This window comes from Companilactobacillus mindensis DSM 14500 (assembly GCF_001434275.1).
In the GTDB taxonomy this organism is placed as follows: Bacteria; Bacillota; Bacilli; order Lactobacillales; family Lactobacillaceae; genus Companilactobacillus; species Companilactobacillus mindensis.
The window spans coordinates 1-14937 of sequence record NZ_AZEZ01000048.1; the positions used below are offsets into that span (position 1 = coordinate 1).

Here is a 14937-nt window from a genome sequence, read left to right on the forward strand (position 1 = left end):
TTTAGAATACTCTCATTTTCTATATATCCACTTGACTAATCGTAGGAGATAGAGAGCGAAGCAAGCCGTTTAGCTATTTCCATAAAAAAATCACCTCAGATCCGGTATGCGAATCAGGGTGATTTTTTAATGCTTAAAAATCAAACATTTTCTAGGGAATCAACAGGTATAAAAGTGCACCCACGATACCACCAGCCAAGGGGCCTACGATTGGGACCCAACTGTATGACCAGTCAGAAGTGCCTTTGTTGGCAATTGGCAAAATTTGATGGGCAATTCTAGGACCGAGATCTCGGGCAGGGTTGATGGCATAACCAGTCGTACCACCGAGTGAGAAACCAATGGCAGTGATCAAAAGACCAACGACGATGGGATTAAGTCCTTGCGTGAATTTACCACGTGTGAAGGCTAGTAGTGCGAAAACAAGTACGAAAGTTCCGATGAACTCACTGATAAAGTTGAAGAAGTAATTGCGAATAGCTGGACCAGTGGCAAAGACGCCTAAAATTGCTTGGGAGTCTTTAGTTTCTTGCCAATGTGGATAGTAGTTGATCCAAACGACTATGGCACCGACAATAGCTCCTAGGATTTGAGCGATGATGTAAGGAACAACTGATGACCAAGGGAAGACGCCGGCAATGGCCATACCAACTGTTACAGCTGGATTAAGGTGAGCTGGACTTAGAAAAGCGGAACAATATATACCGATGGTTACAGCTAGTCCCCAACCTAAGGCAATAGCGACCCAGCCAGTTCCCTCAGCTTTAGATTTTTTTAAACTGACTGCTGCTACAACACCGTCACCGAGTAGAACAAGTACGAAAGTACCGATGAATTCACCAATCAATTGTAGTATTAAACTATCTTGCATAATATTTTCTCCTATTTATTTGACTACGCTTACATACTAAAATATTATACCCAGCTACTGGCAATAAAACCATGAATAACCTTCACAAAAGCATTATTTGTGAGACAATCAATTTACAATTATTTTCATGAAGGAGTATCAGCAATGAAGATTTATACGAGAACCGGTGACAAAGGTAAGACGAGAATTATTGGCAATGATGTTTTGTACAAGTCAGCACCACGAATCAATTCTTACGGCACCGTTGACGAATTAAATTCGCTTGTCGGAGTGGTGATCGCCAACTTATCAGATAAAACTAACGTGTTGAAACCTGAATTGGAGGAGATTCAACAATTACTCTTTGACTGTGGAACAGACTTAGCTATTTCGCCGACAGATAAAAAGCACGAATTTATTTTTAAGGAAGACAATGGAACGGTTGATTGGTTAGAGAAAAAAATCGATGATTATTCCGCCAAAGTTCCAGCAATTCAAAAGTTTATTTTGCCCGGTGGTTCGAAAACGGCCGCTAATTTACACATGGCACGTACGGTCACTAGACGAGCTGAACGAGAAATTGTGGCTTTGATGCAAGAGGAGCCAATCAATGAATTCGTATTAAAGTTCATCAATCGATTATCAGATTATTTCTTTGCGGCTGCACGTTACAGCAACGTTTTGGATGGTGTTGAAGATATTCAGTACCGCAACAGCAAACCAGTATTTAGATAAAATAAGGGAGTATTTTTATGCGTTCAGAAAAAGAAAAAATGTTGTCGGGAGACCTCTATATTGCGCACGATGATGAATTGAGAGTTGATTTCAAACGTGCTAAAAAGTTAGTGAGAGAGTTCAATCACACAACTGAAGACCAACGTGACAAACGAAATGAGATCATCAAGAAGTTATTCAAGAAGAGTGGCAAAGGAGTATATTTAGAACCACCTTTCTACACTGACTATGGATGTAACACTGAAGTTGGCGATAACTTCTATGCTAACTACGAAACGATTATTTTAGATATCGCTGAAGTAAAGATCGGCAACAATGTTTTGTTCGGACCACGAGTAGGTCTTTATACAGCTGGACATCCCATCGATGCCGTGATCAGAAATGAAGCCTTTGAATATGGCAAACCAATTACGATCGGCGATGACGTCTGGGTTGGTGGCAACGTAGTAATAAATCCTGGCGTAACTATTGGTAGCAATGTCGTTATCGGTTCTGGAGCAGTTGTGACCAAAGATATCCCTGACGGAGTGATCGCAGTGGGCAATCCTTGCCGAGTTTTGCGTAAGATCAATGAAGAAGATAAGAAGTATTGGGAATTGGAAAAACAAAAGTATTACGAAAATTAATTTGTTATCGGTTCACTGTCGATTTCTCGTGAATAAATATGACTTAATAAAAATACCCTCTGATCCAACGGATCAGAGGGTATTTACGTCAATGCTTGATGTTATGTTTTTTAAAACGAGTAAAACAAACCAACTTCCTGTGTTTTGCTAGTTAATCGGGTTTATTTTACTTTCTAGTCATTAGAGTTCAAAGAGTTCCTCAAGATGTTTTAAGACGCCTTGGTCATTATTGTTGATAGTGTGATAATCAGCAGTTTGCAAAACGATGTCAGTACCATTTTCCATGGCAACACTGTGGCCGACGTATTCTAACATTGATAGATCGTTGCCGCCATCTCCAAAAGCACACATCTCAGCAGGTTCGATAGCAAACTTTTTAGCTAAATAATGCAATCCGTTGGCTTTGCTAACGTCGTGGCGAACGATGTCGATGTCTCCGTGACCGCTTGAAACGATGGACACATCTGAACCCAGTGCTTGAGCCAATTTATCCATGTAGAGTTCAGTTTGGTCAATAGGGCAGTTGACGGAGAATTTTAAGATATCATCGTCAATATCTTGGAAACTTTTGACAGTCTCTAAAGTAGGACAATAGAGCTTAGTCAATTCGTAAAAATCTTTGGTCACGTCGTTTCTGATATAAGCTGACTTTGTACCACACAGGACCAATTTTACGTTAGCTGTGTTTTCGAGTATGTTCAGAGCTTTTTGAACGACGGTTTGATCAAAAGTATCGGCCCGAAAGATTTTTTGGTGGTCTGCAATCAAAGCCCCATTTTCCGCAACAAATAGCGTTTCTGGATACTTTGATCTCGGAAAGAAACTGTTTAATTTATCGAATTGGTTGCCACTGGCACAGACAAAGACGATGCCATGGTCTTGCATGTATTGGTAGATTTTTTGAAATCTCTTTTGATCGAAGTTTTTATCATCATCCAAAAAAGTTCCATCCATATCAGTCGCTACTAATTTTATTGTCATAATAAATTTCTCCTAAAATTATTTAAAAAGTAATTTATTCAAAGCTTTGGCAATACCATCTTTATTATTCGTGTCAGTTACGTAGTCGGCGTGACTCTTAGCAATGTCGGAACCATTGCCCATAGCCACAGCAGTACCAGCAAACTTGAACATTGGGATGTCATTTTGCTCATCGCCAAAGACCATTACTTCACTAGGATCGATGCCTAAAATATTAGTTAATTTAGTTAGGCCGCTGCCTTTGTTGACGTCTTGGTGCATGATCTCTAAGAAATTATCAGCTGCTCGAACGACGTAATAATCGTTTGAAAATCGTTCTTTGACCGGTTGTTCAACTGAGTCCAAAGTATCCTTTTCACCAACGATTGCTGCCTTAGTGATGTCAAAATCAGCTGGCAATTCATCAGGTGTACGTACGAAGATCCCGGCTGAATTTTCCCAAGCTTGTACGACAGCGATGCGGCTAATATCACGATTTGAGGTGTAGACATTGCTTTGGTCATCGAGCACGTAATATTGCAGTTGCTTGTCTTCAATATATTTAACGATGCGGCGGTAAGCTTGATTGTTTAATATATTTTTGGACAATACTTTGCCGGCCACCGTTTCAACGAGGGCACCATTATAAGTGATGACGTATTGTTCGTCTCCAGAAATTCCAAGTTGTTTTAAGTAGGGGGTAACTCCAGCTAAGGGACGACCGGAGCAGAGGACAATTTTAATTTCTTGTTGTAAAGCCCTTTGTAGTGCTTGTTTGGTTGCCTCAGTAATTTTACTTTGTGAATTCAATAGTGTGTCATCAATATCTAGAGCAATTAATTTGATCATAAATGTCTCCCCTTTTTTAAGTTAGTTAATTAAGATGAGACTATTGTACCAATTTGATAAAACGCTTTCAAGTCATACTTAAATTTGTCAAAATCGATTTACGTCCGATAGTTGTGAGTCCCTTGAGATAATCTTTTTCAAAATCACGCTCAAAGTCCAAATGATATTGACTGTGCAAAGGAAACTTCTGTTGAATAGTCTGTTTGATCTGATCAAGTTGTTGTTTTGATAAAGATAATTTTTCGGCGTAAATAATCAGTAAGTTAGGGTCTAAGAGACTGATGATATTTTGTGCGTGGGAAATGATCTGTTGGGAAATATCTGACTGAGGATCAACGGTACCATATTCAACTTCACCAGCTAAACCGTCAGCACCATTGATCAAACGATTGTTGATGACAATGCCGACGCCAGGTCCGAAACTTTTTGGAAAGTAAATGCCTACGGCAATATTGTCATTTTCATTCAATTCGATAGCAGCTCCGAAAGTGGCCGCATTGGCATCATTGATGACTATTGTTTCAATTTGAGTAGCATCTTTTACTGCAGCAGATAAATTAACGCCACGTAAAGGTTTGATATCGCTTAACTGTAAGGCACCATCCAATTCAGCACCGGGAACGCCGATGATGATTTTTTGTGGCTGGAGTTTAGCAGTTTGTTCTTTAATGAAGTCGGTCAGTTGTTCAAGCGAAGTGATGACTTGATCGTGAAATTGTTGAAATTGAACCTTGCCAGCAAGATTAGTCAAAAAGTAAGTCGCTTTAATTTGGTTATTATCTTCGACCAACTGAATGACGCCCAGATTTAAAGTTTGATAATTCAGTTTATAAATTTTGGCGCGCCGACCACGAGTATTTAAAAATTCAGTAGCAATCAAATCGGACTTGGAATCGAGAATATCGAGTAATTTGTTGATACTGACAATACTTAATCCAGTCAAACTGGCCAACTGTTTAGCTGATAGTTTTTGATGATCGTCCAGTAAGTTTAAAATAGTTTGTAAATTTTGTTGACGGGGTGATAATTTATTGTCTATTTGCAAAATGCACCTCCACATTAGGTTAAGTATCTTAGTTAATAATATTCGGTTGAATATTAAATGTTGTTCATTTTTTATAAAGAATTTTATTATAATTTAAAATTGAAGATGTTTAAACATCACGTATAATGAATTTGTTAGAAATAATAATTAAAGCTAGCTATGTCTGGGAAAAGGATGGTAATAGTTATGTTAAAAAATGATTATAATATTGAATTGAATCGACTGAATCAAATGAGTGCAGTAGATATTCCCCATTTAAAAAATGTTCAAATGATTGTTAAGGATCGAGTAGATGCTCATTCCTATGAACCAATAATCTATGATCATTTGAAGACTCTTCCCGACGAGCCCAATTTGCCCAATGACTTGACCCGTTTGCGTGATGGCAATAATCATGACGACATTACCCAAGACAAGTATCCAGGAGTAGTAGTCAAAGATGAATTTACCACTGAAACGAATCGTCATGTCCGTTATCTCAAAATTTATCGTAAGGGTCAAGATACTTCCAATAAAGCCTTAGTTTACTTGCATGGTGGAGCTTATTACGGTGGTTCGCCTGAAGATACGTTGCCATTCTTGCAGCTTTTAGCGGAAAAATTCAATGGCGTGATCTACAGTGTCGATTACGGAATTGCCCCTGAACAGCCATATCCAACTGCAATAGAGGATAGTTTAGCGGTTACGATCGAGGCCAACAATCACTATTCAGAAGTTTCTTTATCTGGAGATTCAGCTGGAGCTTCGATCGCTTTGGGTGTTAGTGAATTGTGTCAACAGATGGGTATCTGTGAGATTTACAAGCACGTATTGTTTTATCCAACTGTAGTTCACGGATCCGATCATGATGGTTCACTGTGGAACGACCGTTTGATTCCTATCAAAGACAATCAAAGACGTGCACTGCACAACAATTATACGCAATTTAAACAACTAGATACGATCATGACCGATTATTATATCGATTATCGTAATATCCAACTGGATGCACCGATTATTTCGCCACTGTACGCTGATCCATTGTTCTTCAAAAAAGTTTTGGTCATGACCGGCGAATTTGATCCATTTAGACTTCAAGATGAAGCCTTCATCCAAAAAATTGGCATGGCAGGTTGCGAGGCTACATATATTAGGTATGGTGGACTAGCTCACGCTTATCTAAATTATGTCGGCAAGATTCCAGCAGTCGAAGATGCTTTGAATGAATGTGCCAATGCCTTGAATGAATAATTACAGTAATATTTTTGAAGAGATGTCCGATTGGGCAGCTCTTTTTTTAATTTAATTGAGAATTCTTTCTAAAAAAGAGCTGATCCTTTTCTTTTTGAATATCGTCTGCAAAGATGATTCGAATAATTATTTTGGTCAATTGTTTTGGAGTTTCTTTCATACCACCTTTGACCCAGCGCTTCAGAATGCCTTGCATGCCTAACATGATATAAGTATCTTGATAAGTACTGAATGTGGAAGGGTGCTTAATAGAGTGATCGATACTGGAATGTAGTCGGTCCAACAATCGTGTATCGCCTTCGACAAAAACCAGATTGCTTATTTGGGGATGTTGATAAAAACCGTCTAGCATTTTTTCCCATGCTTCGATGGGTGAGGCGTTTTCGGGAATATCGATACTTTCCAAAAATTCTGTTTCGATGGCATCGACGCACATGTAGACATCATTGTAATAACGATAAAAAGTCGTCCGATTGACGGCAGCTTTTTGACAGACTTCAGTGACCGTGATAGTGTCGAGCTTTTTTTGTTGTAAAAGTGATAAGACCGTCTTTTTGATAAGTTTTTTAGTGTGTTGAGCACGTTTGTTGTTCTTCGTTCCGACCATAGTTTCTCCTTAAAAGTGCAACACATTGTCTAAGATTGATGATTGAATATCTTAAAATAATTTTCTATTATATGAAACATAGTGTTGTATTAATGCTAGTTTAACAAAAAATTTGTTATAATCTATGAAAAATGAAAAACGGGAGAATAAATTTGCTGGAATTAAAACATATTAAAAAGTATTACCATGTTGGCGATTCAGTTACTAAGGCGTTGGATGATGTTTCGATAGCCTTTCGCAAACAAGAATTTGTTGCCATCTTGGGTCCAAGTGGTTCAGGTAAAACTACGATGCTCAATGGTATCGGTGGCTTGGATATTTACGATTCAGGGGATTTAATTATCAATGGCAAATCAACGAAGGATTTTACCGAAGCTGATTGGGATGCTTATCGTAATAATTCAGTTGGTTTTATTTTCCAAAGCTACAACATCATTGGCCATTTGAGCATTCTCGATAATGTTGAAATGGGAATGACCTTGAGTGGCGTTGGTAATGAGGAAAAGCATCAAAAAGCTAAGGAAGCTTTGGAGCGAGTTGGCTTAGGTCCACATATCAATAAACGTCCTAACCAACTTTCTGGTGGTCAACTGCAACGGGTAGCGATTGCCAGAGCGATTGCTAATGATCCGGAGATCTTATTGTGTGATGAACCGACTGGTGCCTTGGATACTGAAACCAGTGAAGAGATCATGCAACTGATCAAAGAGTTGTCAGCCGAACGGTTAGTAATTATGGTTACGCACAATCCAACTTTGGCTAAAGAATATGCTGATCGAATCATCAACTTTGCTGACGGTAAGATCTTGAACGATTCGAATCCTTATGTTGAGGATGCTTCCCAAGATAATTTTGAGTTGAAGAAAACGAAGATGACTTTCTGGACAGCTTTGAAATTATCCTTCACTAATTTGAAGACGAAAAAAGCACGAACTGCTTTGACTGCTTTTGCTTCCAGTATTGGTATCATCAGTATTGCCATCGTTTTAGCTTTGTCATCTGGTTTCCAAAAGCAGATCGACAAGACACAGAGCAATACGTTAGCCCAATTTCCAGTGACGATTTCACAAGTGGCTTCTAAGCAGACTAAACCTACGGAAACAGTGAAGAATTCCAATTCCAAAAAGGTCACAGCCAAATTGAGTCAACAAGAAAAGATGACTCATACTAATAAATTGAATCAGAATTATTTGAACTATATCAAAAATCTCGACCCTGAATTGAGTAAGGATATTACTTACAATTATTCAACCGGTATGAACATGTTGAGCAAGGTGGATGGAAAAGTTAAAACCGCTCAATTCTCCAATACCAACAGTTCTAATGCTGCAAGTGGGATGTCAGCTGCTATGGCATCTTCCACTGGTATTGGCGGTTCAGTCTATCCATCATCTGATCACGATGGAATCAATTTTTTGAAGAAACACTATAAAGTTATTGCCGGAACGACACCTAAGAGTGAAAATGATGTCATTTTGATCGTTGATCGCGACAATTCAACTAATATCAACGCTTTAAAGAACCTTGGTCTCGATGTTAAAGATGGTCAAAAACTCGACTTTAACAAGTTAGTTGGTCAAGAATTCAAGATCGTCGCTAACAATGATTACTATAAGAAAGTATCTGATAACTTATATGCACCAAATTCAGATATGACGCAACTTTACAACAACGCAGACAACAAGACGGTAAAGATTGCCGGTATTATGAAGGTAAAATCAAAATCTTCTGAGAATATCTTAGCTTCAGGAATTGCTTACAGTGACAAATTGACGCAAGATATCATCAAGACGAATGAAAATTCAGATATCGTTAAAGCTCAAAAGGCTAGTGATTCAAACGTCTTGACGGGTGCTAATGTCGACAGTGCAACTAAACAGACATTAGTTAGCTACTTAGGTGGTTCAAAGACGCCTTCAAGTATCATGATCTATCCAAGCACTTTTAAGAATAAAGACAAAGTTCTCAAGTATTTGGATAAATACAATAAGAACAAGAAGTCAGCTGATAAAGTAGTTTATACTGATTTGGCTGGTCAAGTATCTGATCTAACAGGTGGTCTGATGGATGCCATCACTTATGTATTGGTTGCCTTTGCTGGAATTTCACTGGTAACAAGTATGATCATGATTGCTATCATCACTTACACTTCAGTGCTTGAAAGAACTAAAGAAATCGGAATTCTTAAAGCTCTGGGAGCTAGAAAGAAAGATATCACTCGAGTCTTTGATGCAGAAACAACTATTTTGGGTGTTTCGTCAGGCTTACTTGGGGTGATCATCGCTTGGCTGGCAACGTTCCCAATCAATCTTATTTTGCAAAATATGACAGATTTGAAGAACGTCGCACAGTTGAATCCAGTTCATGCGATGATCTTGATAATTATTAGTACCGTATTAACAGTTATCGGTGGACATATTCCAGCTAGAATGGCTGCGAAGAAAGATGCTGCCACAGCTTTACGTTCTGAATAAAATAATTTTATTCCAGACTAATGGGTTTTCTATTGCTTTACAGAAGTAGTATTAAAAAAAATAAATGGGTAATCATGATTTTATTAAATCGTGATTACCCATTTTATTTTTGGTTAGTTGAAATCTTCCAATGTTAAAACATGTTTAACAATAATTTTAGACATGCCTAATAAAATGTTTGAAGATTCATGATGTATATGATACGCTGTCTGTAATGGCGGGGTTGATCCCGTTAAAAAGGAGGCTCTTATGCTAACAATTAAGAACCTCACTGTTGCTTACGATGACACACCAGTATTTTCTGATGTTGCCGTTAACTTTAACGCAGGCAAAATTACTGGAATTATCGGACCCAATGGTGCAGGTAAATCGACACTCATTAAGGCTATGATGAATTTGATCAAGCGTGAATCTGGAGAGATTGCTTACAACGGACAGTCGATAAAATCAGTTCAAAAAAAGATAGCTTACGTTGAACAAAGAAAAGAATTAGATTTAACTTTCCCAATTGATGTTTTTGATCTAGTTTTGACCGGAACATATGGAAAGTTAGGGCTCTTTAAAAGTCCTAGTAAACGCGAAAAATTAGCCAGTAAAGAGGCTTTGGAACAAGTGTCGCTGAGCAGTTTTTCTAAGCGCCAAATCGGCAATCTATCCGGTGGCCAGTTGCAGCGGGTCTTCGTGGCTCGGGCAATCGTACAACAAGCGGAGATCATCGTCTTAGATGAACCGTTCGTCGGGATTGACCTTCAAAGCGAAACGGCGATTATGAAGATTTTGAAACAGTGGCGGGATGAGAATAAGACAATTATTGTCATTCATCATGACTTGAATAAGGTTTCTAATTATTTTGATGATTTAGTTATTTTGAATCATGGCATCGTTGATTATGGACCGACACAACAAGTCTATAATCCTCAAAATATGGAAAAAGCTTTTAGTGCTGACCTTTCAGCTGTTCTGTTTTCCAAACAGGAGGGGGTGCAAGCGTGAATTCAATAATTGATTTTTTTGTAGCTTTAGGTAAATACGATTTTCTACAAAGTGCGCTGATAACAGCTGTGATGGTAGGAATCATGTCAGGAATAATCGGCAGTTTTATTATCTTACGTGGGATGTCGTTGATGGGAGATGCCATTTCCCATGCCGTATTGCCTGGGGTAGCTGTGGCCTATATGTTAGGTATCAATATTTTGATAGGAGCTTCTGTCTTTGGGATTTTGGCAGCCTTGTTGATCGGATTCGTGGCTTCGAAAAGTAAGATCAAGACCGACACGTCGATTGGGGTCGTCTTCAGTGCCTTTTATGCTTTGGGATTTATTTTGATTTCAATGGCTGAGAGTTCTAGCAACTTGCATCATATTTTGTTCGGTAATATTTTAGCCGTCAGTGATGCTGATATTATGACGACAACAGTTGTGTTAGGAATTGTGATCTTGTTCGTAGTTATTTTTTACAAGGAATTGTTGGTCACATCGTTTGATGAAACTTATGCCAAAACTTACGGATTGAATGTTCAAATCATTCACTATGCTTTGATGCTAGTTTTAACTTTGGTAACGGTATCTGCATTGCAAACGGTGGGAATAATTTTAGTGGTGGCAATGTTGATCACGCCGGCCGCAACAGCATTCTTGTGGACTGACAAACTTTCCACGATGCTCTTTTTAGCCGCCGGTTTTGGAATTGTCTCGTCGATCACTGGCTTGTACTTTAGCTACACATTCAATTGGGCATCGGGACCAGCGATTGTGATCGTTGCTGCAGCAATGTTTGCTATCTCTTTTATTGGAGCGCCTAAACAAAACTTCTTTAAATTAAAAAGGAGTGTGACCCAATGAAAAAGATTCTTACGACTGTGGTAGCAGTGTTTGCCCTGATTGGTGGGATGCATTTGTTCTTGCAGCAACGAGCTAATACTGTTAAAACACGTTCAGCTGACAGTACAGAAAAGTTGCGAGTTGTAACGACCAATTCAATTTTGGAAGATATGGTTCAAAATGTTGGTAAAGATCGCATTCATCTTTACAGTATTGTTAAACGTGGGACTGATCCACATGAATATGAACCCCAACCGAGTGATGTTTCAGAAGCAAATGAGGCGGATGTCATGTTTTATAATGGTTTGAATTTAGAGACTGGTGGCAATGGTTGGTTTACTAAACTAGTAGAAACTTCACACAAAAAATTCAATCGGGAAGTTTTCGCGGCCAGTAAAGATGTCAAAGCCAAACAACTGACAACTAATGTCAAAGAAGACGATCCCCACGCTTGGTTAGACTTGGAAAATGGCATAAAATACGTTGAGACGATCACGGAAGTTTTAAAACAGAAAGATCCTCGAAATGCCACCTTTTATCAGGCGAACGCGGATGCGTATGTAGCTAAATTACGAAAATTGCACGTTGAAGCTCAGTCGAAATATTTGGAAATCCCACAAGCTCAGCGTGTCTTGATAACCTCAGAAGGGGCGTTCAAATACTTTGCAGATGCTTATCACGTCACACCAGCGTATATTTGGGAAATTAACACTGAAGCCCAAGGGACGCCGGAACAGATGAAAAAGGTTATCGCAAAGATCAATGATTCAGAAGTTAAACATCTCTTTGTAGAGTCGTCTGTTTCCGCCAAATCGATGGATAAAGTTGCTAAAGAGACTGGTCTGGATATTTATTCCAAAGTGTTTACCGATTCTTTGGCCAAAAAAGGTGCTAAGGGCGATACGTATTATTCAATGATGAAATGGAATATTGAGCAGATTTATAAAGGTTTGAAATAAAAAATTCCTGTCAGTTATTATTACTGATAGGAATTTTTTTGTGATTAAATAAAGGTTCAATTTATAATATAATACAATTATAAAGAATAATATATTTGAAGGGTTATTAAAGGTGGTAGGAATTGAACAGAAGGCTAACTTTGTGGGGAAAGTTAATTTTTATAAATGTCGCGATTTTAATTTTGGTTCTTTTGAATATTTCGACGACAATATCGGTCAGTGCCAGTGCAACTGATGCGATAAATGAAAAAAAGGCCGGACTAGCGGACGCTCCCAGTAATCTAGGTTTGGATCCAAATATGTTTACTGCTCCCGATCTGAGTGGCTATACGAATGTTAAATTAGGAAACAGAGCAGAATTGGAAGATGAGAATGGTAATTCTGCAGAAATGAAACGTGGTCTGCCAATGAAGGCTATTCGAATGACCCAATATAAAGGAGAAATTGGTGCCATTTGGTCTAATTTAGACAATAACTATATTGATATTACTAAGCGTCAGACGATGTCAATGTGGCTTTATTTTGGGCCTTCAAAGCATGCGGATGGCAGTGAATTTGGGGATGGAATGGCGTTTGTCGTTCATAAATCTCGAGACAAAACCGATGCAATCGCTCATAAGGGTAGTACGATCGGTTCAGGTCAATCGCTTGGCGTTTGGGGACTTGATAATGATAAAACGGTCTCGAAACCAGATGTGATAGCTGCAACGGCTATTCAAAATAGCTGGGCATTAGAATTTGATACCTATATCAATAAGGCAAAACCCGGTGGCGCAAGTGGCTTTGATGATGACCGTTCTGGGGAGCACATAGCTTTTGGGCATCCTAGTGAAAGTGCTAATTACCAAGACCATTACCTAAGCGGCGGAATCTTTGATACTGATAAAGGTAATTATTTTACAATGGCACATTCTGATTTTCAAAATGTATCATTGCACGATGGAAAGTGGCACCATTTGACGATTGTTTGGGATCCAATGCTTTTCCAGATTCATTACAATTTTAACGATAAGGATCCTGTCACTGGTGCTAAACAAATAGGTGTCACCGGAGTCGATAATCATATTCAATCTTCAGAATTTGGTGGACCTGACAATATAGCTGATAAGAAACTTTATTGGGGCTTTACGGCTTCAACCGGGGACAATTATGAACCTAATTTGGTAGCGTTCGAGTCGATTCCTTCACAAGTAGAAGGCGAAACTAGTGCTGATATCAAGGATCTCAGTCAGAATAAAACGGTTGACGATGACGATAATGCCGTTAATTCGAATGACCAATTAGCTTTCAACTATAACTTGAAATATAATACCGGTAATGATGATTGGAAAGGCATCGTCACTAATTTGAATTTGCCAACGAATGTTACTTACACACCAGATGCGGATAATGTGATCGGTAAAGTAACTTATGCGGATGGAACGACTGAACCAATTAAGAATTCCGACTTTACGATAGATGAGAGAACTAACAAGACAGTCCTTCGTCACACTTTGGGGAAGAGTTTAACCAAGGATACGTTAAAGACGGCAACGATTACTATCTACGGTGTAGCTAATAATGTCGACAGCGACACGACAGTGCCAGCAACACGTTCTAGAATTGACAGTGCCACGTTGATCAAGGATGTGGATATGGACTCTTTTGTTATCAAGAAAAGTAAACCGATCAACTTAACTTTGGACCAAAATAACATTTCGGTGAGTCCTAATAAAGACGCCAACATCACTGGTACGGTCAATTATGTAGATAATTCAACCGTTGATAACTCAGATATTACTGTTTATCAAAAACTCAATGGGAAAGATTTGCCAAGCTTTAAAATGAACGATGCTTTGAATAATAATTCGGCCAGTGGAAAATTGAATTTCAATGTCTCAGCGGCAGATTTGACAGAGGATTCTAATACATTGGAAGTTTATGTCAAAGATGGCAATGGCAATAGATCAGCTACGCAAACAGTTACGATTGCAAAAAAGGGCGGTCTGACCTTGAAAGTTGAAGATTACTCTTTTGGCAGTATCAATCAATTCTCGCAATCGATGCTTATTCCGCGCAAAGGTTTATGGAATATTACTGTGACAGATATGCGTGAAGACGGAACTACCTCGCCTTGGACTTTGTCAGCCCAAAATAGCGGACTCTATAATGACAAAAACACTCGCTTCAATGGAAATATGATTTATCGATCGGCCAACGGTTTGGAACAAAACATCAGTGGAAATTCTTTCTTACCGATTGCCAGTGGTTTGAAAACCCAAAGTGGCGAACAGGAAACGAATATCGGTAAATTATGGAATGATTCTGAAGGATTAATGCTTCGCTCTGATGGGATGTCATCAGAAGGTGCGTACAGTGGAAAGGTGAACTGGACGTTGAGTGATACAGTTTAGTTTTACTAGAATAATTGTAAGTCAACTACCACGGACTAAAGTCCGTGGCTTGTAAGTAATAAACAAGCTCTCTGTTTATTAGCTACAATTTGCATAGATACAGCACTGCGTACCATCCGAAGATGCTATGTCTTACACGCTAATTACCAATGCCTTTTTAGTCCGCAAGTTGCCAAACGGACTTTATATTCCTATTGTTTTGCTAATCCTTTATTTAGAATATTGATAGCCGCATTATAATCCCTAATGTGATGTTTGTGACAGACTGGACAAGTCCATTGTCTGTCGGCTAGAGTCAATTTGTCAGCACCACTCAAAATGTGTCCGCAATTTGAACATGTTTGGGTGGTGTTTTTTGGATCTATAGTCAAAAATTTTCTACCATATAA

Annotated in this window: 14 protein-coding genes; 8 read left to right on the top strand and 6 right to left on the bottom strand. The window is 38.7% G+C overall.

The features are described from left to right. Positions 1 to 151 precede the first annotated feature (151 nt). A complete protein-coding gene (locus tag FD29_RS04885; protein WP_057887841.1) occupies positions 152 to 871 on the bottom strand; it encodes an MIP/aquaporin family protein in 720 nt (239 codons plus the stop codon). 144 nt (positions 872 to 1015) lie between these two features. On the opposite strand from FD29_RS04885, the gene FD29_RS04890 reads away from it, so the two are divergent. Both FD29_RS04890 and FD29_RS04895 read left to right on the top strand, forming a co-directional pair. Beyond that, positions 1016 to 1585 (top strand): cob(I)yrinic acid a,c-diamide adenosyltransferase, encoded by a 570-nt coding sequence (locus tag FD29_RS04890; RefSeq protein WP_057887842.1) that lies wholly within the window; start codon positions 1016 to 1018, stop codon positions 1583 to 1585. Between the two features lie 17 nt (positions 1586 to 1602). Beyond that, positions 1603 to 2211 (top strand): sugar O-acetyltransferase, encoded by a 609-nt coding sequence (locus FD29_RS04895; RefSeq protein WP_057887843.1) that lies wholly within the window; start codon positions 1603 to 1605, stop codon positions 2209 to 2211. 180 nt (positions 2212 to 2391) lie between these two features. On the opposite strand, the gene FD29_RS04900 is transcribed toward FD29_RS04895, so the two are convergent. The 3 genes from FD29_RS04900 to FD29_RS04910 all read right to left on the bottom strand — a co-directional run bounded on the left by FD29_RS04900 (position 2392) and on the right by FD29_RS04910 (position 5065). After that, positions 2392 to 3192: a Cof-type HAD-IIB family hydrolase gene (locus FD29_RS04900; RefSeq protein ID WP_057887844.1), complete on the bottom strand. Its 801-nt coding sequence runs from the start codon at positions 3190 to 3192 to the stop codon at positions 2392 to 2394. An 18-nt stretch (positions 3193 to 3210) separates the two neighbouring features. Continuing rightward, on the bottom strand, positions 3211 to 4020 hold the full coding sequence (locus tag FD29_RS04905) for a Cof-type HAD-IIB family hydrolase (RefSeq protein WP_057887845.1): 810 nt from the start codon (positions 4018 to 4020) through the stop codon (positions 3211 to 3213). A gap of 67 nt (positions 4021 to 4087) precedes the next feature. Beyond that, entirely contained in the window at positions 4088 to 5065 is a 978-nt protein-coding gene (locus FD29_RS04910) for an ROK family protein (protein ID WP_057887846.1), read from the bottom strand. A gap of 186 nt (positions 5066 to 5251) precedes the next feature. Between FD29_RS04910 and FD29_RS04915 the strand changes: the two genes are divergently transcribed. Continuing rightward, positions 5252 to 6295, top strand: coding sequence for an alpha/beta hydrolase fold domain-containing protein (locus tag FD29_RS04915; protein WP_057887847.1), 1044 nt, complete (start codon positions 5252 to 5254; stop codon positions 6293 to 6295). Between the two features lie 46 nt (positions 6296 to 6341). On the opposite strand, the gene FD29_RS04920 is transcribed toward FD29_RS04915, so the two are convergent. Continuing rightward, entirely contained in the window at positions 6342 to 6902 is a 561-nt protein-coding gene (locus FD29_RS04920; RefSeq protein WP_057887848.1) for a TetR/AcrR family transcriptional regulator, read from the bottom strand. A gap of 152 nt (positions 6903 to 7054) precedes the next feature. Between FD29_RS04920 and FD29_RS04925 the strand changes: the two genes are divergently transcribed. The 5 genes from FD29_RS04925 to FD29_RS04945 all read left to right on the top strand — a co-directional run bounded on the left by FD29_RS04925 (position 7055) and on the right by FD29_RS04945 (position 14548). Beyond that, positions 7055 to 9376 (top strand): ABC transporter ATP-binding protein/permease, encoded by a 2322-nt coding sequence (locus FD29_RS04925; protein ID WP_057887849.1) that lies wholly within the window; start codon positions 7055 to 7057, stop codon positions 9374 to 9376. 249 nt (positions 9377 to 9625) lie between these two features. Then, positions 9626 to 10369 (top strand): metal ABC transporter ATP-binding protein, encoded by a 744-nt coding sequence (locus tag FD29_RS04930; protein ID WP_057887850.1) that lies wholly within the window; start codon positions 9626 to 9628, stop codon positions 10367 to 10369. Beyond that, positions 10366 to 11217 (top strand): metal ABC transporter permease, encoded by an 852-nt coding sequence (locus FD29_RS04935; protein WP_057887851.1) that lies wholly within the window; start codon positions 10366 to 10368, stop codon positions 11215 to 11217. The genes FD29_RS04930 and FD29_RS04935 overlap by 4 nt, the downstream gene beginning before the upstream one ends. Next, complete coding sequence (locus FD29_RS04940) at positions 11214 to 12155, top strand: metal ABC transporter solute-binding protein, Zn/Mn family (RefSeq protein ID WP_057887852.1); 942 nt, start codon at positions 11214 to 11216, stop codon at positions 12153 to 12155. Before FD29_RS04935 ends, FD29_RS04940 begins: the two co-directional genes overlap by 4 nt. A 140-nt stretch (positions 12156 to 12295) precedes the next feature. Further along, the gene (locus tag FD29_RS04945) at positions 12296 to 14548 is read left to right on the top strand and encodes a hypothetical protein (protein WP_057887853.1); all 2253 of its coding nucleotides are present in this window, start codon (positions 12296 to 12298) and stop codon (positions 14546 to 14548) included. Positions 14549 to 14739: 191 nt separating this feature from the next. Here FD29_RS04945 and FD29_RS11490 read toward each other — a convergent pair. Continuing rightward, positions 14740 to 14937: zinc ribbon domain-containing protein (locus tag FD29_RS11490; protein WP_162253418.1), on the bottom strand; the 198-nt coding region annotated here is incomplete at its 5' end.